Origin of the sequence: Streptomyces sp. NPDC001604, from assembly GCF_042893475.1 — a bacterium.
Taxonomy (GTDB): Bacteria; Actinomycetota; Actinomycetes; order Streptomycetales; family Streptomycetaceae; genus Streptomyces.
In genome coordinates this window covers 104553-122625 of the sequence record NZ_JBIAUY010000006.1, presented here as the reverse complement: position 1 = coordinate 122625, position 18073 = coordinate 104553, and the positions used below count along the sequence as shown (strand labels likewise).

Here is an 18073-nt window from a genome sequence, read left to right as displayed (position 1 = left end):
GCCGAAACCCGGAGGTGAGGGGGACGCCATGAGACCGGTGCGGGTCACGGCGATCGCGAGTCTGACGCCGCTGCAGGAGCTGGACGACGATCCCTTCCTGGTGGACTCGCGCAGCCAGCACGCGATGTGCGCACGCTGGGCCGCCGAGCGGGGCTACATCGTCAGCCGGGAGCTGCTGGTGCGGGGGCTGCGGGCCGACCACTGTGTGCTGTGGGACGGCGTCCGGCCGGGGATCGACCTGTTCGTGGCGCCCAGCCGCCGGGTGCTGGAGAGCGCGCTGTCGTCCGTCGACGAGTTCACCGCGGAGTGCGCCCGGCGCGGGGTGCGGGTGGAGACGGTCGGCTTCGAGGAGCCCTGCTACGACGCCCAGATGAAGGCCCGGGTGCACCGGCGGCTGTCGATGCCGACGGCGGGATACGACGGGCGCTGAGCCCCGCTCCCGGTGACGGACCGCATTGTCCGCCCCGTGTGACAGTCTGAAGTACAGGCTCGCACCGACGACGGGCCGGGACGTGAGGTGGGCTGGGCGTGCGTGGCGGGCATTGGCGGCGGGCCGCCAGTCAGGTCGGGCGGAGCGTCGCGGTGTGGGCGGTCTCCACGGTCACCATGCTCGTGCTCGCGGGGATCCTGCCGGACTTCCGCCTGCAGTCCGCCGACGGCGAGAGCGCCACTCACATCGCCGTCACCGCCGCGTTCGGCGCCGGCGCCTTCGGTGTGCTGTCCGCCCTGGTCTGGCCGCTGCTCGTACGGCTGTTGCTGCTCGTGCCGGCGCTGGTGCTGGGCCTGCTCGTCTTCGTTCTGAACGGATCGCTGCTGCTGGTCGCTCTGCGGCTCAACCCGGCCAGCAGCGCCGAGGCGGCCCCGGAGACGGCCGTGGTGGTGGCCGCCGTGATGTCCGCCGTGGCCTCGGCGACCGGCGCCGCCCTGGCCGTGCGCGACGACGACGCGTACCGGCGGCGCCTCTACCGTCTCGCCGACCGCCGCCGCAGACGCCTGCCGCCCGGCCCGTCCGCCCCGGGCACCGTCTTCCTGCAACTCGACGGCGTCGGCCACGACGTCCTCCTGGCAGCCGTCGACAAGGGCGTGATGCCCACCGTCGCCCAGTGGCTGGGTACCACCCACCGGCTCACCCCCTGGCGCACCGACTGGTCCAGCCAGACCGGCGCCAGCCAGCTCGGCATCCTGCACGGCAGCAACCACGACGTCCCGGCGTTCCGCTGGTACGAGAAGGACACCCGCGAGGTGATGGTCTGCAACCGGCCGACCAGCGCCGCCGAACTCCAGCGCCGGGCCGTCGAGCACACCGGCGACGGCGGCCTGCTCACCGCCGACGGCGCGAGCCGCGGCAACCTCTTCGGCGGCGGCGCCGACGAGCAGGCCCTGGTGCTGTCGATCGCCACCCGCCGCCGCGGCCGGGAGAACCGCTCCCGGGCCGGCTACTTCGCGTACTTCTCCGACCCGGCCAACGCCGTGCGCACCGCCATGTCCTTCGTCGCCGAAGTCGGCCGCGAAATAAGCGAGTCCACCCGGGCCCGGGTCAGGAAGCAGCGCCCGCGCGTCGCACGCGGCGGCCTCTACCCCTTCGTCCGCGCCTTCGCGACCGTCGTCGAACGGGACGTCGTCGTCGCCGCGGTGATGGGCGACATGCTCGCCGGACGCACCGCCGTCTACGCCGACCTGGTGGCGTACGACGAAGTGGCGCACCACTCCGGGCCGACGAGCCGCGACGCGGAGAAGGTCCTCGAACGCCTCGACCGCGCCCTCGCGCTGATCGCCAACGTCGCCGAGCACGCCCCGCGGCCGTACCGCATCGTCGTCCTGTCCGACCACGGCCAGAGCCCCGGTGAGACCTTCCGCGCCCGTTACGGACTGGGCCTCGGTGATCTGGTGCGGGCCGGCTGCGGGCTGCCCGTGCCGCGCAAGGCGCAGCGCACCCACAGCGGGGCCGAGGCCCGAGCGGCCGTGCGTGCCGCGCTGCGCAGACCCGTCGAGGAGGGTGGCGAGCAGCACCGCCCCTCCCGCCGTTCGGAGCCGCTCGTGCTGGCCTCCGGCAACCTCGGCCTGGTCTCCTTCCCGGACGTGCCGCACCGGATGAGCAAGGAGGAGATCGACGCCCGGCACCCCGCCCTGCTGACCACCCTCGCCAACCATCCCGGCGTCGGCTTCCTGCTCGTCCGCAGCGAGGAACACGGCGGGGTGGTGCTGGGCGCGTACGGCGCCGAGATACCCCTCGACCAACTCGACGACAAACCGGGCCCGTTGGAGGCTTTCGGCCCCGGTGCCGCCGACGCCGTCCGCCGCACCCACTCCTTCCCGCACACCGCCGACATCATGGTCAACTCCTTCCACGACCCGGCCGACGGCGAGGTCCTCGCCTTCGAGGAACAGATCGGCTCGCACGGAGGTCTCGGCGGCGCGCAGGCCAGACCGTTCCTGCTCTCCCCGGTCGTCTTCTCGCCACCCGTGGAAGACGGCGAGGAGCTGACCGGCGCCGAGCAGGTCCACCGGGTACTGCGCCGCTGGCTGCGCGAGACGGACGGCCCTCAGGTGCCGGTCACCGACGAGGGCGAGACAGAGCGGGCCGCCTGAAATTCGGCTGCGCCGCCGGGGTCGTACGCACACACTGTTCGAGTCGCAAACCTCTCGAACACCCCGAAGGGACGCCTCTTGCAGGCTGCCGTGTCCGTCACTCCCGCCCGTATCCCCGAACTGCTTCTCGGCCTCGCCACCGTGCGGCCGGTCTTCATCTGGGGCGCCCCCGGCATCGGAAAGTCCTCCCTGGTGCGGGACTTCGCCGAGTCGCTGGGCCTGGAGTGCGTGAGCCTGCTCGGCACCCAGCTCGCGCCGGAGGACCTGATCGGCGTCCCGCAGATCCGCGACGGACGGTCGGTGTTCTGCCCGCCGGAGGCGATCGCCCGCGACGAGCCGTACTGCCTGTTCCTGGACGAGCTCAACGCGGCCACCCCGGACGTCCAGAAGGCCTTCTACTCCCTGATCCTCGACCGCCGGATCGGCAACTACGAGCTGCCGAAGGGATCCATCGTCATCGGCGCCGGCAACCGCGCCACCGACAACGCGCTCGCCCGGCCCGTCGCCTCCGCCCTCGTCAACCGTCTCGCCCACGTCCACCTGGAGGCCTCCGCCAAGGACTGGCTGACCTGGGCGGCGAACAACGACATCCACCCCTGGATCCTCGACCACCTCACCGACCGGCCCGACCACCTGTGGTCCAGGCCGCCGAAGACCGAGGAGCCCTTCTCCACGCCCCGCTCCTGGCACATGCTCTCCGACGCGCTGCACTCCTTCGGCCGCGATCTCGACGAGGAGACGCTGAAGGTCCTCGCGCACGGCACGCTGACGCCCGCGCACGCCACGGCCTTCTGCGGCTACGTCAAGATCGTGCGCAGCCAGTTCGGCATCGAGGCGATCATCAAGGGCGACGCCCGCTGGCCGAACCGCATCGAGGACCGCGACCTGCTCTACTACCTCGCCGAGTCCTTCCGCGGCCGCCTGATCAAGGAACTCCCGGTCAGCAAGGAGGCCATGTCGGCGAACGGCCGGCAGACCGCGTACCGCGCCAAGTCGCTGCTGGTGCAGCTCGCCGAGATCTCCGTCGAGGTCGCCCAGACCGTCATCGCCTCCGACACCGACGGCAACCCCGTCCTGCCCTCGTGGTTCCTCATCGAGGCCGCCCGGGACATGCCCCGGCTGGTGGAGGCGCGGCGGTGAGCCGTGCCAAGGGCAAGGGGCACAAGAAGCGGGACCTCGCGGCCGAGGCGTTCGCCGAGGGGATGGCACTGGTGAAGGCGAACCCGGCGCTCGCGGCCGTGGAGTTCGACGTCTGCCGCGACGAGGAGTGCAAGATCGCGCCCCGCGACGGGCTCGTGGTCGTCGACTCCGACGCCGACCTGCACGTCCACCCGCACCGGCTGGCCGAACCCGCCGCCTGGGCCTGGGCTCTCGCCCACGCCGTCCTGCACCTCGGCTTCGGACACGTCCCGGCGGCCAAGGGCGAGCGCACCCAGCCGGACCGCTACGACCTCGCCGCACGCTGCGTCGTCGTCAACCGCTTCCTGCTGAACTTCACCATCGGCGAGACCCCCGAGGCGCAGCCCGCCTCCTATCCCGACGGCGACGAGGAGCAACTCGCCGCGCGCTGGCGGCGGGACGGGCTCCCGGCCGCGTACGAGCGCTGCGGCACGGCCGGCGGCGAGCCCGACCAGCTGCTCCTGACCTGGCACGGGTACTACAACCCGCCGCCGGACCACCAGCTGGCGTTCGCCACCGCCCTGACCCGGACCGTGTCCGCGGCGATGGACATGGCGGGCGGCCGCCGCGACTCCCTCAGCGGGGAAGTCGCCCCGCAGCGCCCCTGGGAGCGGGCCCTGAGCTGGTTCATCTCCTCCTACCCGCTGCTCGGCGGCATCGCGGCAGGCATCACCCTCGTCGCCGACGCCGAACTCGCCCGCGCGCACGGCATCTCCGTGGCCGCGGTGAACGCCGAGGCCGGCGAGATCTACATCAACCCGCTGCGCCGCTTCGACGACGAGGAATGGCGGTTCATCCTCGCCCACGAGATGCTGCACGCCGCCCTGCGCCACGGCGACCGCTGCGGCACCCGCGACCACTACCTCTTCAACATCGCCTGCGACTACGTGATCAACGGCTGGCTGCAGGAGATGCAGGTCGGCACCATGCCGGAGGGCCTCCTGCACGACCCGGCCCTCACCGGCCTGTCCTCCGAGGAGGTCTACGACCGTCTCGCCGGCGACCTGCGCCGTATGCGCCGCCTGTCCACCCTGCGCGGCAAGGGCAGCGGCGACATGCTCGGCGGCCCGCTGGGCCCGCCCGGTGCGTACGTCGACCTCGACGAGTTCTACCGCCGGGGCCTGAGCCAGGGCCTGGACCTGCACCGGCAGCAGGGGCGTGGCTTCCTCCCCGGCGGCCTGGTCGAGGAGATCCGCACCCTCAGCCACCCGCCCCTGCCCTGGGACGCCCGACTGGCCCGCTGGTTCGACGAGTTCGTGCCCAGCCCACAGCCCGTACGGACATACGCCCGCCCCTCGCGCCGCCAGTCCTCCACCCCCGACATCCCGCGCGCCGGCCGCTGGTTCCCGCCCGAGGAGATCGCCCGCTGCACCTTCGGCGTGGTCCTGGACACCTCCGGCTCCATGGACCGCACCCTCCTCGGCAAGGCCCTCGGCGCCATCGCCTCCTACGCTGAGGCCCGCGACGTCCCGGCCGCCCGTGTGATCTTCTGCGACGCGGCCCCGCACGACGCGGGCTTCGTGCCGGTCACGGAGATCGCCGGCCGGGTACGCGTCCACGGCCGCGGCGGTACGGTCCTGCAGCCCGGGATCGACCTCCTGCAGCGCGCGGACGACTTCCCGCCGGGTGCGCCCGTCCTCGTCATCACGGACGGCTGGTGCGACGTCCTGCGGGTGCGGCGCGAGCACGCGTATCTGATCCCGCAGGGGGCGCGGCTGCCGTTCACCGCGCGTGGGCCGGTGTTCCGGGTGCAGTGAGCCGGAATGTGATCGGATGGTGTCCTACAGGAACAGCCAGAATTCGAAGGGATTCATCGTGGCAACCACGCGCTCCGCACACACCGTCTGGGAAGGCAACCTGCTCGAGGGCAACGGTGTCGTCTCCTTCGACTCCTCCGGTGCCATCGCCGAGCAGCCCGTCACCTGGGCCTCGCGCTCCCAGGACGCGAACGGCAAGACCAGCCCGGAGGAGCTGATCGCCGCCGCCCACTCCAGCTGCTTCTCCATGGCGCTCTCGCACGCCCTGGCCGGCGCCGGCACCCCGCCCACCAAGCTGATCACCTCGGCCGACGTGAATTTCCAGCCGGGTGAGGGCATCACGGGCATCCACCTGACCGTCGAGGGCACGGTCCCCGGCATCGACAACGACGCCTTCGTCGCCGCCGCCGAGGACGCCAAGAAGAACTGCCCGGTCAGCCAGGCCCTCACCGGCACGACGATCACCCTGTCGGCCAAGCTCGCCTGACACCCACCTGCGTCCTGGACGTCGATCGGTGCCGCGCCCCCCGGGACAGGGGGCGCGGCACCGTCGTTTGCGGGTACCCGGAGCACGCGGCATTGACAACAGCGCACTCAAGTTTTGTGCTGGTGAGTGAGGAGTGCCCTGGCGGAAGGGGACGGACATGGCACGTGCGGTCGGGATCGATCTGGGGACCACGAACTCGGTGGTGGCCGTGCTGGAGGGCGGCGAACCCACCGTCGTCGCGAATGCGGAGGGGGCCAGGACCACACCGTCGGTCGTGGCCTTTGCCAAGAACGGCGAGGTGCTCGTCGGGGAGGTAGCGAAGAGGCAGGCCGTGACCAACGTGGAGCGGACCGCCCGCTCCGTGAAGCGGCACATGGGCGACGCGAGCTGGCGCTTCCCCGAGCAGGGCTCCGTGGACGGCACCCGCTACCGGGCGCAGGAGCTGTCCGCGCGGGTGCTGCAGAAGCTGAAGCGGGACGCGGAGTCCTACCTCGGCGAGGACGTCACGGACGCGGTGATCACCGTACCGGCGTACTTCGACGACTCCCAGCGGCAGGCCACCAAGGAGGCCGGGGAGATCGCGGGCCTGAAGGTCCTGCGGATCATCAACGAGCCGACGGCCGCCGCCCTCGCCTACGGCCTCGACCGCGGCGAGGAGCAGACCGTGCTGGTCTTCGACCTCGGCGGCGGCACCTTCGACGTGTCGCTGCTGGAGATCGGTGACGGCGTCATCGAGGTCAAGGCGACCAACGGCGACACCCACCTGGGCGGCGACGACTGGGACCAGCGGATCGTCGACCACCTGGTCAAGAAGTTCAAGGGGCAGTACGGCATCGACCTCGCGGGCGACAAGATGGCCGTGCAGCGGCTGCGCGAGGGCGCCGAGAAGGCCAAGATCGAGCTGTCCAGCTCGTCCGAGACGACGATCAACCTCCCCTACATCACCGCCTCCGCCGAGGGGCCGCTGCACCTCGACGAGAAGATGACCCGCGCCCAGTTCCAGGAACTCACCGCCGATCTCCTCGACCGCTGCAAGACCCCCTTCCACCAGGCGGTCAAGGACGCCGGCATCAAGCTGTCCGCGGTCGACCACGTCATCCTCGTCGGCGGCTCCACCCGGATGCCCGCGGTCACCGACCTGGTCAAGGAACTCACCGGCAAGGACCCGCACAAGGGCGTCAACCCCGACGAGGTCGTGGCCGTCGGTGCGGCCCTCCAGGCCGGTGTCATCCGCGGCGACGTCAAGGACGTGCTGCTCCTCGACGTCACCCCGCTGTCCCTCGGCATCGAGACCAAGGGCGGCATCATGACGAAGCTGATCGAACGCAACACGACCATCCCGACCCGGCGTTCGGAGATCTTCACCACGGCCACCGACAACCAGCCCTCGGTGGGCATCCAGGTCTACCAGGGCGAGCGAGAGATCGCCGCGTACAACAAGAAGCTCGGCGTCTTCGACCTCACGGGTCTGCCCCCGGCCCCCCGCGGCGTCCCGCAGATCGAGGTCGCCTTCGACATCGACGCCAACGGCATCATGCACGTCTCGGCCAAGGACCTCGCCACCGGCCGCGAACAGAAGATGACGGTGACCGGCGGCTCGGCGCTCCCCAAGGACGACATCGACCGCATGATGCGGGAGGCCGAGCAGTACGCCGAGGAGGACCGCAAGCGCCGCGAGGCCGCCGAGACCCGCAACCAGGCCGAGCAACTCGTCTACCAGACCGAGAAGTTCGTCCGCGAGAACGAGGAGCGGATCCCCGCCGACACCAAGTCGGAGGTCGAGACGGCCGCCACGGAACTCAAGGGTCTGCTCGAACGCAACGCGGACACCAACGAGTTGCGCACCGGCGTCGAGAAACTCGCCACCGTCAGCCAGAAGATGGGCCAGGCCATGTACGCCCAGGCAGACCAGGGTGCCTCCGGCAGCGGCACCGAACAGCAGACCGCACCACAGGACGAGGAAGGCGTGGTCGACGCCGAGATCGTCGACGAGGACCGCGACACGAAGGGCGGGGCGGCCTAGCCGTCACACGCCGGTCCGCTCCCGGTCCCGCCGCTCCGGCCGCGGCCCCGTCTGCCCGAGGTCGCGGCTGCGGTACACCGCATACGGGCGGAGCAGGTACTGCACCGGTGCGCTGAACATGTGGACCAGGCGGGTGTAGGGCAACAGGGCGATCAGTGCCATGCCGATCGTCGCGTGGGCCCGGTACAGCACCGGCACGCCCTCCATCAGGTCCGTCCGCGGCTGGAGCGTGAACAGGCTGCGGGCCCAGGGGGCGATGGACGCCCGGTAGTTGTAGCCGTCGCCGGACACATGGGTGAGCTTGGCGGCCATGCCCATCCAGATGGCGGCGATCAGGACGACGTACATGAGCTTGTCGTTGACGGTCGTCGCCCGGAACACCGGGGCGTGCGTGCGGTGCCGGCGGATGAGCAGCAGGATCCCGGCGACGGCGAACGCGCCGGCCACCGTGCCGCCGTAGAGCGAGAACAGGTGGTACGTGTGCTCACGGGCGCCGATCGAGTCGGTCCACGACCGTGGGACGAACAGCCCCACCAGGTGGCCCGCCAGCACGAAGAGGATGCCGTAGTGGAAGGCCGGGGAGGCGATGTTCAGCAGCTTCGACTCGTGCGCCTGCGAGGAGCGGGTGGTCCAGCCGTACTTGTCGTAGCGGTAGCGCCAGATCAGGCCGGCGACGAGCAGGGCGAAGGCGACGTACGGCAGAACGCCCCACAGGAGCGTGGTCATGAGCGAACCTCCGTGTGGGGGATCGGCAGGGTGGCGCACACGGCATCCAGGACGGATGCGTACGGGGTACCGAAGTCGGTGAGCCGGGCCCGGAGCTGCCCGAGACCCTGGCGGTGTTCCGTGAGGAGGGCCGTGTCGCCGGTGCGGGCCGCGAACTCCAGTACCGCGGGCAGGAAGTCCGGCAGTTCCTCGCCGGTGAACTCCAGACCGGCGGCGCGGTAGACGTCCTCGAAGCGGACCAGCGACCGGCCGCGCCGCCGGGTGTCCCCGTCCCGCCACCGGCTCAGATAGAGGCTGTGCCGGTCCGCGAGGTCGAAGACCTGGACGTAGTGGGCGGCCAGTTCCCCGGGCGGGGTGAGGACCGCATGGTCGGTGAACTCCCGCAGCTGCGGGGCCGCCTCGCGCAGCAGGGGCAGCCGGGCGCGGAAGTCGGCGTCGGGGTAGGTCAGGCAGAGCGCTGCCGCCTGGTACAGCACGGCGTCCGAGGGCATCAGGTCTCCTTCGGTGTGCAGGAGCCCGTGGCGGGCGGTATTCGCGTTTCGGCCACCTGCGTCGCTCCCTTGCTCACCCTGTGCTTCGACGCTAGGGGCGGGCGGGGGAAAGCACCTGTTCATGGCGCCCGTACGGGTGCATGAGGTCAGGGTTTGCGGGCGACCCCCGCGTACACCGGTACGACGCCCTCCGTCTGCGCCGCCACGTCCTCGGCCTCCGGCCGCCACCCGGTCACCGGGATCACGCCGGGGCCGAGCAGCTCCAGGCCCTCGAAGAAGCGCTGGAAGTCGGTGATCGAGCGGGGGAAGAACGGGGTGCCGCTCGCGCGGAAGGCACCCGCCGCCTTCGCGATGGCCTCCGGATTGAGGTCCGGGGTGACCTGCGAAAGGATCAGATGGCTGCCCGGGGCGAGCGCCGCGACGTACTTCGCCAGGAGATCGTGGACGTCGTCGTCCAGGTAGTGGGTCAGCGCCACCAGCGACAGCGCGACCGGCTGTGAGAAGTCCAGCGTCTCCGCGGCCTGCCGCAGCAGGGTGTCGATGTCCCGCACGTCGGCGTGCACATACTCCGTGCGGCCCTCATCGGAGCCGCGCAGCAGCGCCTGGGCGTGCCGCAGCACGATCGGGTCGTTGTCCGCGTACACCACCCTGGACTCCGGTGCCACGGACTGCGCCACCTGGTGCAGGTTAGGCTCGGTGGGGATGCCCGTGCCGATGTCCAGGAACTGGCGGATACCGGCCTCGGCGACCGCGCGGACGGCCCGGTGCATGAACCGCCGGTTGGCCCGCGCCCCGCGCACCGCGCTGCTGTCCACGGCGAGGATCTTCCGGGCCAGCTCCTCGTCCACCGGGTAGTTGTCCTTGCCGCCCAGCCACCAGTCGTACACACGGGCGGGGTGCGGCCGGCTGGTGTCGATCTGCGGTGCGGCGTCGGATCCGGTCATGCGGGGTCTTCTCCTCCGGTCGGACAGGTGCGGTGGTGGCTCAGAAGTCCGCGCGGTGCTCCCGCAGGATCTTCTTCGTGCGCTGGGCCGACGCGGCTCGCGCCGTCATGTGGTCGAGGACCTCCAGATGCGCGGAGACCTCCTTGCGCGAGTCGAGGTACAGGGCGCCGGTCAGATACTCGGTGAAGACCATGTCGGGCAGCTCGGGCTCGCCGAAGCGGAACAGCGTGAAGGGCGCGTACGTCCCCGGGTGCGGGCCGTCCTTGAACTCGGCGATCTGCAGCGTGACCCGGTCCCGCTCGGCGAACTCGAGCAGCTTGTCCAGCTGCTCACGCATCACCTCGCCGCGGATGCTCACCGGGCGCCGCAAAACCGTTTCGTCCATGATCACCCACAGATGGGGCGGATCCGGCCGGTCCAGCAGCCGCTGCCGGGCCATCCGCAGCGACACATGCCGGTCGATGGTCTCCGGACCGGTCTGACCGACCGTGCCCGCCTCCATCACCGCACGTGCGTAGTCCTCGGTCTGCAGCAGCCCCGGCACGAAGTGCGGCTCGTAGGAGCGGATGATCGTGGCGGCGCCCTCCAGGCTCACATACAGGCTGAACCAGTCCGGCAGCACGTCGTGGAAGCGCTGCCACCAGCCCGGCCGGTTGGCCTCCTCGGCCAGCGTGATGAACGCGGCCGCCTCGTCGTCCGGGACGCCGTAGGTCTCCAGCAGCACCTGGACGTACGGGATCTTCAGGGCGACCTCGGCCATCTCCATCCGCCGTACGGTCGCGGGGGCCACCCGCAGGACGCGTGCGGCCTCCTCCCGTTTGAGCCGGGCCGCCTCCCGCAGTTCCTGCAGGCGCCTGCCGAGCACCACCTGGCCCACGGTGGGCGCGGGACGCCGCTCACTCACGCCACGCCTCCCCTACGCGCCGAAGTAACCGCGCAGCAGTGTGCCATGTTCCGCTGACAGTCTCACGGGTTCGGCGGTGAGGCGCTCGCCACGCAGGCCGTCCGGAGGACACCCGTCAGGGCATCAGCGACTGGAGGTACTTGACCGTCGCCGGGTCGGCGGGAAGGAGCGTCTCGATGGCCAGCTCGGCGACCGTCACATCCATCGGGGTGTTGAAGGTGGAGATGGAGGAGACGAAGGACAGCGTCCGGCCCTCGTGCTCGATCTGCATCGGAAGAGCGAAGTAGGGGACCGGTTCCGCCGGTTCGGGGTCGTGGCCGTGCTCCGGCTGTCGCACCGGGTAGGCGGCCACCTCCTCGTACAGCGCCCGCAGCGGTGCGGAGCGGTGCAGGGCGATCTCCCGTTCCATCTGCGCGAGCAGATGCCCGCGCCACTCCGGGAGGTTGCGGATGCGCGGCGCGAGACCCTCGGGGTGCAGCGTCAACCGCATGGCGTTCAGCGGGGGTTCGAGGAGCGACTCGGCGACGCCGTCCAGGAACATCATCATGCCCCGGTTGGCCGCGACCACGTCGTACACCGAGTCGACGACGAACGCCGGGTAGGGCTCGTAGCACCGGATGAGGCGTTCCATGCCCTGGCGCAGGGCGTCCAGCTCGGGCGAGTCGAGCGGGGTCTCGGGGTAGTGCGGTGCGTAACCGGCCGCCAGCAGCAGGGAGTTGCGCTCCCGCACCGGGACGTCGAGGTGCTCGGCGAGCCTGAGCACCATCTCCTCGCTCGGCCGCGAACGGCCCGTCTCGATGAAGCTGATGTGCCGCGCCGAGGAGTCGGCCCGCAGCGCCAGCTCCAGCTGACTCACCCGGCGGCGCTCGCGCCAGGCCCTGAGCAGGGGGCCGACGCCCTTGTCGGAGGGGCCGGTCGTGGAGGCGGCGGTTCCGGTCGCGACAATGGTCATACGTACGACCGTAGTCGAGGAGCGCTGCACATGACCTGGCTGTCGAAGCCGACCCTGGAGACCGCCGCGGTGTACCGCGCCCGAGTGCGCGGCTGCCTGCTGGGCGGGGCGATCGGTGACGCCCTCGGCTATCCCGTCGAGTTCGACTCCCTGGACCGTATCCGTGCCGTCCACGGCGAACGCGGGGTGACCGGGTTCGTGCCCGGCGCGTACGGCGCGCTGGGCCTGGTCAGCGACGACACACAGATGACCCTGTTCACCGTCGAGGCCCTGATCCAGGCGCACGCCCGGGAGCGGATGAGGGGCATCGGCGGTGCCTGGTCGCACATGCTGCTCCAGGCCTACGAGCGCTGGCTGGAGACCCAGTCGAAGCCGGGCCCGGAACAGGGCGGCACCCCGGCGGGCGGTCTGATCGACGAGCCCTGGCTGTACTCCCGCCGCGCACCCGGCAACGCCTGCCTCTCCGGGGTCGCCCAGAAGTACCACCCCGACCCGATGCTCAAGCTCGACGGTACGCCGGGCCGGGTCAACCCCGACTCCAAGGGCTGCGGCACCGTGATGCGCTCGGCACCCTTCGGCCTGATCAACTCCGCCGACGGGGCCTTCGCGATGGCCGCCCGCGGGGCCCAGATCACCCACGGTCACCCCACCGGCTACTACGCGGCGGGCGCGCTGGCCGCGATCGTGGCGTACGTCGTGGAGGGGGACTCCCCGGAGGGCGCTGTGCTGCGCACGCTGCGGCTGCTGGCCCGCCACCCCGGCCACGAGGAGACGACGGCCGCCCTGGAGGGGGCCCTCGACCTGGCCGCCCAGGGGCGGCCGACCGCGGAGAAGCTCCAGTCCCTCGGCGCGGGCTGGGTCGCCGAGCAGGCCCTTGCGATGGGCGTGTACTGCGCGCTCGTCGAGCTGGACGTCAAGGAGGCCCTGCTGCTGTCCGTCAACCACTCGGGTGACAGCGACTCCACCGGCTCCATCTGCGGCAACCTCCTCGGCGCCGTGCACGGGGACGTCGGTCTGCCGCACGAGTGGGTCGAGCGGGTCGAGGGCAGGCGCACGATCGCCGCGCTCGCGGACGACCTGGCGGCGGAGCGACTGCACGAGCGGTGAGGGCGCAGCCGTTCCCCAACCGTCCGGAGGGTTCCCCGGCCCGCCCCCGGGAACCCTTCTGACCAGGACCGCAGTCAGTTGCTGTGGCACGCTGAAGAAGCACCCGGTGCCGAGGAAGGAGCGAGCCCATGCCCGTCGAACCCCTGTCGCTGAAGGAGATCGAGGACCGACTGGCCGAGCTGCCGGGCTGGGCGGTCGAGGACGACCGGCTCACCCGCTCCTACCGGCTCGGCTCGCACTTCGCCGCCACCGCGATGGTCATCCACATCGCCCAGGTGCAGGACGAGCTCGACCACCACTCCGACCTCACCCTCGGCTACAACACCGTCTCCCTGTCGGTGAACACCCACAGCGCGGGCGGCAAGGTCACCGAGCTCGACTTCGGCCTCGCGCAAAGGGTCGAGGAACTCGCACCGGCGCACGGGGCGCACTGACCCGCGTGCTCGACTACGACAAGGAAGCCGACGCCTACGACGCCAGCCGCGGCGGCGAGCCGAGGGCCGCGGCCGCCGCCGATGCCGTGCTCGGCCTGATCCCGGCAGCCACCGAGCGGCTGCTCGACGTCGGCTGTGGCACCGGGATCGTCACCCGGCGCCTCGCGGCCGCGCGGCCCGCCACCCGGGTGACGGGCGCCGACCTTACCTACGGCATGGCCCGCATGGCCGCCCGGCGCCTGCCCGGCTCCGTCCTGCTGGCCGACAGCCGCCGACTGCCCTTCCCTGACGGGACGTTCGACGCCGTCACCAGCGTCTGGCTGCTGCACCTGTTCGACGAACCCGAGGACGTCCGCGCCGTCGTCGCCGAGTGCGCCCGGGTCCTGAGGCCCGGCGGCGTGTACGTCACCACCGTCGACAAGGCCGCCGCACACGACGTCGGCAGCGACATCGACGCCGTCCTCGCGCCGCGCCCGCGCCGCCCGGCCCCGGACGCCGCCCCGCTCGTGGAGTCGTACGCCGCCGCGCACCGCCTGCACCCGGCGGGGCAGGCCCGTTTTCCGGGCCGCGGTCAGGGCCGCAGCCCCCGCCGCACGGCCGCCGATCTGCGGCGCGGCTGGTTCACCCGGCTGCCGCCCGGCGACCCGCTCACCGAACGCTTCGTCGCCCGGCTGCAGGCGCTGCCCGACCAGGAACGACCGCGCGCCGACCCGGAGTTCAGCCTCCGGGCGTTCAGGAAGCCGGCGGCCGACTGAAGTCCATCGTCCAGTTGGTCACCCACGTCTCCCCGCCGTCGAGGGAGAACGCCTGCTCCCAGTGCGCGGAGGTGGGGGACACGCCCGCCCAGATGAACCGCACCCGCACGTCCTTGCCGTCGTGTGTGTCGTCGCCGTAGAACTCGCCGCGATCGCCGTCGAAGCGACCGAGTACGGGTGGGAACAGCTTGCCGCTGCGGCTTGAGGACCAGTTCAGCGACCACTCCTCGCGTTCCACGTCGAACAGGCGCAGGGTCAGACCCTTCGCGCCGAGGTACGGCATGTCGATCTCGTCCACGTTCGCGGCCCCGTCGAACAGTGGTCGGCACCAGCTGGTGCCCCGGAACTCCACCCAGTCGCTCTCCGGGTCGAGGAAGTCGGTGCGGCGACGGTTCGCGACCTGCCACTCGCCGACCAGGAAGTCGAAGTCGTGCGGGCTGCTCATGAGCGCTCTCCAGTGGTTCCTGCGGGCAGGGAGTCGGACAGGTAGGCGTCCAGGTCCGGGACTTCGGGCACGAGCATGTGCCGTACCCAGGCGTCCCGTTCGTGCTGGATCGGCGGCAGCTCGAAGACGCAGCCGATCCAAGGCAGTTCGGGCCTGACGAAATGGGTCGGGTCGTGGTCCGGGCAGCCCACGACCGGCTGACCCGCCGCGGCGTTCGCATAGTGCAGGACGTTGTCCCACACCCAGCTGTAGGCGTTGATGTAGGCGCCGTCGTCGTTTCCCCGGTGAACGACGACGAACGTCGCCGGCGGAGTGCCGTCCGGCTCGGGCAGCAGCTCAGGCAGGATCGCGTACGCGGCCTTCTCCACGTCGGGTGCGATGCCGGCCGGGTCGGCGGTGACGTGGTAGCGCTTGATGCGCCGGCCGGCCACCTCGATGGGCGGTGGCACGGTCAGGAACTTCTCCTCGAAAGGCATGACAGGACGCTAGGCCCGCTTCACTGACATCATGTGTCAGTGAAGGCCGGCCGACTCGTCTCGATCCTCCTCCTGCTCCAGACCCGGGGCCGGATGACCGCCGCCCAGCTCGCCGAGGAGCTGGAGGTCTCGGTCCGCACGGTCTACCGGGACGTCGAGGCGCTGGGCGCCGCGGGCGTCCCGCTGTACGGCGACGCGGGCCACGCCGGTGGCTACCGTCTGCTCGACGGCTACCGCACCCGTCTGACCGGCCTCACCGCCGACGAGGCCGAGGCCCTCTTCCTCGCCGGTGCTCCCGGCCCGGCCGCGGAGCTGGGCCTCGGCTCGGTGCTCGCCGCCGCCCAGCTCAAGGTCCGCGCCGCCCTGCCGGCGGAGCTGCGCGCGCACGCCGACCGGATCAGCGGCCGCTTCCACCTCGACGCCCCCGGCTGGTACGCGGACGCCGAGGAGGCGCCGTATCTGCCGGCGGTGGCCGACGCGGTGTGGAACAGCCGCGTCCTGAACGTCCTGTACCGCCGCTGGGCCGAACCCACCGACGTGCAGCGCCGCCTTGAGCCGTACGGGCTGGTGCTGAAGGCGGGCCGCTGGTACGTCGTCGCGGGCCCCGGCCCCCGCACCTTCCGCGTCGACCAGATCCTCCAACTCAGTGCCTCCGAGGAGAAGTTCACCCGCCCGGACGACTTCGACCTGGCCGCCTACTGGACGGCGTACCAGCGCGACTTCCATGACCGGCTGTACCGCGGCGAGGCACTGGTCCGGCTGGCGCCGGGCGTGCGGCTGCCAAGGGCGGTCGCCGGCCGTACGGATGACGAAGGCTGGACCCTCGCCACGGTCCCCATCGAGTCCGTCGAGCACGCCCACGGCGAGTTCCTGCGCCTGGGCACGGACATCGAGGTGCTCCAGCCGCCCGAACTGCGCGCACGCATCGCCCGCACGGTGGCCCAACTGGCCGGAAGATACGGCAGCTTGGCGGAAAACGGCGGCGACTGAGGAGACAGAACCCGTGCGTCCCGCGATCCGACAACTCCCAGTCCGGCTACACGGGTGACACATTCATCGACGGCATCAGGCTGGACGGCACCCGCCTGTGGCGCACGGTCGACGGGACAGGGGCCGTGATCGGCAGCTCCTCCGCCGGCTCCCGCAACGCATTCGGCTCCCCGCCCCTCCCTCGTCATGGCCGGCGGCTACTGCGCCCGAACGGTGATCGCCGCCTCGGACTGGCGGGGTGGTGCCTTCACCCGCCTCGATGGCTGTCGACGACGACGGCAGCGGCCTCTGGACCACCCGGAACGGTCACGGCGACGCCATGCATGTGGGTGACCCGGACGCGACGCCACCGAGACCGACGATCCGCACACATGACACGGAGGCGGTCGCCCACCGATCGCGGGCGACCGCCTCACCTCACCGGGCCGGCTTCAGCCACCCAGGACGCCACCCAACAGGCCGCCCAGGAGGCCGGTCACGACGCCCAGCAGGCCCGAGAGCCCGTCATGGTGGTCGTCGTTGTCGCCCTTGGCCGAGACGCACGTCTGGTGGCCCAGGAGAGAGATGTGGATTGTTCCTTCGCACTTGGAGGGCGCCGGAGCCGCAGAGGCGCTCGGCGCCATGAGGGTCAGGGCGATTACGGGAGCGGCGAGGACCGCCGCGACACGGGAGCGGGTCGATTTGCGTGTGCGCTGCGACATCACTGTCCTTTCGACGGGCATGTGGGACCGGACCTTCCTTGATCAGGTTCAATCAGATTCAGGTGGCCCTCTGCGCTCCGCAACTCGAGGATCACTCCCGGCAACCGTTCGGCCCAGTCAGCCGACCGTGCAGGTCCGGTCGCCCGACTTGAACGAGGCCGTTTCGTGTCAGACCCCGCCCGGCTCCCCGTGAACCCGAAGCCCACGGACGAACCGGCCGCCACCGCGCCGTTGCCGGCCACGTTCTTCACCGTCACCGCCGCACCCGACCGGGTGTGGTGGGCATTCCACAACTGGGTGATCCGCCGGCCTTCCGCGAAGGTCCAGCCGAGTGACCAGCCGCTCCAGGCACTCGAGCCCGTATTGGTGAGCTGGACGTCGGCCTGGAAGCCGCCCGACCACTGGTTGGTGATCTTGTAGGTGCCCGTGCAGGCACCGGTCGGCGTCGGATCCGTGCCGCCCCCGCCGCCTCCGCTCGTGTCGGAGGTGTCGCCGTAGATGACACCCCGTCTGTTGGTGGAGACGTACACCCGTCCGTAGACCCGCGGGTCCCCGTCGCCGCTCTGCCGAAGCCGATGGTGTCGGCCTGCTCGACGCTCGACAGCTTGGTGAAGCTCGCGCCGCCGTCCGTGGAGTGCCACAGCCCGTACGCGCCGTCGGAGGCGCCGCCCGCGAGCCAGACGTCACCCTTCGCGCCGGGCAGCGCCTTGAAGCGCACGCTGTCGCCGCTGGGGAGGCCGGTGGCCGAGGAGGCGGTGAAGGTCGCGCCGCCGTCCGAACTCACATAGGACTTCCCGGACTTGAAGCCGTAGAAGGTCTTCGCGTCGACCCGGTCGGCCTCGACGGTCGCACCTGCCGGGATGCCGCTCGACGCGGCCCAGGACGTCCCGAAGCCGGTCGTGCACGGCACGCCGGTGCCCGCCGGGCTCCACACGAACCGGCTGCCGTTTTTCCATCCGGGAAACGTGCGAGTGCCGGGCGGCCCCCAGTGCGGGTGGGGGCCGCCCGGCGGTGCGGTGCGCGCCCCGACAGGGGCGCGGGGCAGTGCTGGATTTGCGGCTACCGCCGCGTGGGCGCGACCAGCCACAACGGACCCGCAGTCACAGTCCGCCC

The 18073-nt window shown here is 71.4% G+C and carries 18 protein-coding genes and 2 pseudogenes; 11 read left to right on the top strand and 9 right to left on the bottom strand.

The genetic code is table 11. The features are described 5' to 3' along the window. Window positions 1–28 precede the first annotated feature (28 nt). From ACFY1E_RS18925 to dnaK, 6 genes are all read left to right on the top strand, one after another. Window positions 29–430 (top strand): hypothetical protein, encoded by a 402-nt coding sequence (locus ACFY1E_RS18925; RefSeq protein ID WP_389077197.1) that lies wholly within the window; start codon window positions 29–31, stop codon window positions 428–430. Between the two features lie 152 nt (window positions 431–582). Then, window positions 583–2589, top strand: coding sequence for an alkaline phosphatase family protein (locus tag ACFY1E_RS18920; RefSeq protein WP_389077810.1), 2007 nt, complete (start codon window positions 583–585; stop codon window positions 2587–2589). 78 nt (window positions 2590–2667) lie between these two features. Continuing rightward, window positions 2668–3729 carry an ATP-binding protein gene (locus tag ACFY1E_RS18915; protein ID WP_389077194.1) on the top strand — a complete coding sequence of 354 codons (1062 nt, stop codon included), beginning with the start codon at window positions 2668–2670 and terminating at the stop codon, window positions 3727–3729. Window positions 3730–3791: 62 nt separating this feature from the next. After that, window positions 3792–5525, top strand: coding sequence for a hypothetical protein (locus tag ACFY1E_RS18910; RefSeq protein ID WP_389077807.1), 1734 nt, complete (start codon window positions 3792–3794; stop codon window positions 5523–5525). Between the two features lie 58 nt (window positions 5526–5583). Beyond that, complete coding sequence (locus ACFY1E_RS18905; RefSeq protein ID WP_099934526.1) at window positions 5584–6012, top strand: OsmC family protein; 429 nt, start codon at window positions 5584–5586, stop codon at window positions 6010–6012. 157 nt (window positions 6013–6169) lie between these two features. After that, on the top strand, window positions 6170–8035 hold the full coding sequence (gene dnaK / locus ACFY1E_RS18900) for a molecular chaperone DnaK (protein WP_389077191.1): 1866 nt from the start codon (window positions 6170–6172) through the stop codon (window positions 8033–8035). Between the two features lie 3 nt (window positions 8036–8038). Here dnaK and narI read toward each other — a convergent pair whose 3' ends face one another. The 5 genes from narI to ACFY1E_RS18875 form a co-directional block, all read right to left on the bottom strand. After that, complete coding sequence (narI, locus tag ACFY1E_RS18895) at window positions 8039–8761, bottom strand: respiratory nitrate reductase subunit gamma (protein ID WP_389077188.1); 723 nt, start codon at window positions 8759–8761, stop codon at window positions 8039–8041. After that, entirely contained in the window at window positions 8758–9252 is a 495-nt protein-coding gene (gene narJ / locus ACFY1E_RS18890) for a nitrate reductase molybdenum cofactor assembly chaperone (protein WP_389077186.1), read from the bottom strand. The genes narI and narJ overlap by 4 nt, the downstream gene beginning before the upstream one ends. A 146-nt stretch (window positions 9253–9398) precedes the next feature. Continuing rightward, window positions 9399–10196, bottom strand: a complete 798-nt coding sequence (locus ACFY1E_RS18885) for an SAM-dependent methyltransferase (protein ID WP_389077184.1) — start codon at window positions 10194–10196, stop codon at window positions 9399–9401. Window positions 10197–10236: 40 nt separating this feature from the next. Continuing rightward, window positions 10237–11100 carry a helix-turn-helix domain-containing protein gene (locus ACFY1E_RS18880; RefSeq protein WP_389077182.1) on the bottom strand — a complete coding sequence of 288 codons (864 nt, stop codon included), beginning with the start codon at window positions 11098–11100 and terminating at the stop codon, window positions 10237–10239. Between the two features lie 115 nt (window positions 11101–11215). After that, window positions 11216–12052: a helix-turn-helix domain-containing protein gene (locus ACFY1E_RS18875; protein ID WP_389077179.1), complete on the bottom strand. Its 837-nt coding sequence runs from the start codon at window positions 12050–12052 to the stop codon at window positions 11216–11218. Between the two features lie 30 nt (window positions 12053–12082). On the opposite strand from ACFY1E_RS18875, the gene ACFY1E_RS18870 reads away from it, so the two are divergent. From ACFY1E_RS18870 to ACFY1E_RS18860, 3 genes are all read left to right on the top strand, one after another. Then, entirely contained in the window at window positions 12083–13159 is a 1077-nt protein-coding gene (locus ACFY1E_RS18870) for an ADP-ribosylglycohydrolase family protein (RefSeq protein WP_389077177.1), read from the top strand. A gap of 128 nt (window positions 13160–13287) precedes the next feature. Continuing rightward, on the top strand, window positions 13288–13593 hold the full coding sequence (locus ACFY1E_RS18865; RefSeq protein ID WP_115910238.1) for a 4a-hydroxytetrahydrobiopterin dehydratase: 306 nt from the start codon (window positions 13288–13290) through the stop codon (window positions 13591–13593). Between the two features lie 5 nt (window positions 13594–13598). After that, on the top strand, window positions 13599–14348 hold the full coding sequence (locus tag ACFY1E_RS18860; RefSeq protein ID WP_389077175.1) for a class I SAM-dependent methyltransferase: 750 nt from the start codon (window positions 13599–13601) through the stop codon (window positions 14346–14348). Here the strand turns inward: ACFY1E_RS18860 and ACFY1E_RS18855 are convergent. Next, window positions 14326–14793, bottom strand: coding sequence for a hypothetical protein (locus ACFY1E_RS18855; protein ID WP_389077173.1), 468 nt, complete (start codon window positions 14791–14793; stop codon window positions 14326–14328). The genes ACFY1E_RS18860 and ACFY1E_RS18855 overlap by 23 nt on opposite strands. Beyond that, window positions 14790–15269 (bottom strand): hypothetical protein, encoded by a 480-nt coding sequence (locus ACFY1E_RS18850; protein WP_389077171.1) that lies wholly within the window; start codon window positions 15267–15269, stop codon window positions 14790–14792. Before ACFY1E_RS18850 ends, ACFY1E_RS18855 begins: the two co-directional genes overlap by 4 nt. A 39-nt stretch (window positions 15270–15308) precedes the next feature. Here ACFY1E_RS18850 and ACFY1E_RS18845 point away from each other — a divergent pair, with 39 nt between their 5' ends. Both ACFY1E_RS18845 and ACFY1E_RS18840 read left to right on the top strand, forming a co-directional pair. Next, window positions 15309–16259 (top strand): helix-turn-helix transcriptional regulator, encoded by a 951-nt coding sequence (locus tag ACFY1E_RS18845; RefSeq protein ID WP_389077169.1) that lies wholly within the window; start codon window positions 15309–15311, stop codon window positions 16257–16259. Window positions 16260–16288: 29 nt separating this feature from the next. Further along, window positions 16289–16599: pseudogene (locus tag ACFY1E_RS18840) on the top strand (hypothetical protein); the annotation flags it as partial. 91 nt (window positions 16600–16690) lie between these two features. Here the strand turns inward: ACFY1E_RS18840 and ACFY1E_RS18835 are convergent. Both ACFY1E_RS18835 and ACFY1E_RS18830 read right to left on the bottom strand, forming a co-directional pair. Continuing rightward, on the bottom strand, window positions 16691–16960 hold the full coding sequence (locus ACFY1E_RS18835) for a hypothetical protein (RefSeq protein WP_389077167.1): 270 nt from the start codon (window positions 16958–16960) through the stop codon (window positions 16691–16693). 117 nt (window positions 16961–17077) lie between these two features. Continuing rightward, window positions 17078–17945 (bottom strand): annotated as a pseudogene (locus tag ACFY1E_RS18830) (cellulose binding domain-containing protein); the annotation flags it as partial. Between the last annotated feature and the right edge of the window lie 128 nt (window positions 17946–18073).

Bases quoted from the DNA above. Each gene is read 5' to 3' on its own strand.
- ACFY1E_RS18925 (WP_389077197.1), top strand. From the start codon at position 29: ATGAGACCGGTGCGGGTCACGGCGATCGCGAGTCTGACGCCGCTGCAG.
- ACFY1E_RS18910 (WP_389077807.1), top strand. From the start codon at position 3,792: ATGGCACTGGTGAAGGCGAACCCGGCGCTCGCGGCCGTGGAGTTCGAC.
- dnaK (WP_389077191.1), top strand. From the start codon at position 6,170: ATGGCACGTGCGGTCGGGATCGATCTGGGGACCACGAACTCGGTGGTG.
- narI (WP_389077188.1), bottom strand. From the start codon at position 8,761: ATGACCACGCTCCTGTGGGGCGTTCTGCCGTACGTCGCCTTCGCCCTG.
- narJ (WP_389077186.1), bottom strand. From the start codon at position 9,252: ATGCCCTCGGACGCCGTGCTGTACCAGGCGGCAGCGCTCTGCCTGACC.
- ACFY1E_RS18885 (WP_389077184.1), bottom strand. From the start codon at position 10,196: ATGACCGGATCCGACGCCGCACCGCAGATCGACACCAGCCGGCCGCAC.
- ACFY1E_RS18875 (WP_389077179.1), bottom strand. From the start codon at position 12,052: ATGACCATTGTCGCGACCGGAACCGCCGCCTCCACGACCGGCCCCTCC.
- ACFY1E_RS18870 (WP_389077177.1), top strand. From the start codon at position 12,083: ATGACCTGGCTGTCGAAGCCGACCCTGGAGACCGCCGCGGTGTACCGC.
- ACFY1E_RS18865 (WP_115910238.1), top strand. From the start codon at position 13,288: ATGCCCGTCGAACCCCTGTCGCTGAAGGAGATCGAGGACCGACTGGCC.
- ACFY1E_RS18855 (WP_389077173.1), bottom strand. From the start codon at position 14,793: ATGAGCAGCCCGCACGACTTCGACTTCCTGGTCGGCGAGTGGCAGGTC.
- ACFY1E_RS18850 (WP_389077171.1), bottom strand. From the start codon at position 15,269: ATGCCTTTCGAGGAGAAGTTCCTGACCGTGCCACCGCCCATCGAGGTG.
- ACFY1E_RS18835 (WP_389077167.1), bottom strand. From the start codon at position 16,960: ATGTCGCAGCGCACACGCAAATCGACCCGCTCCCGTGTCGCGGCGGTC.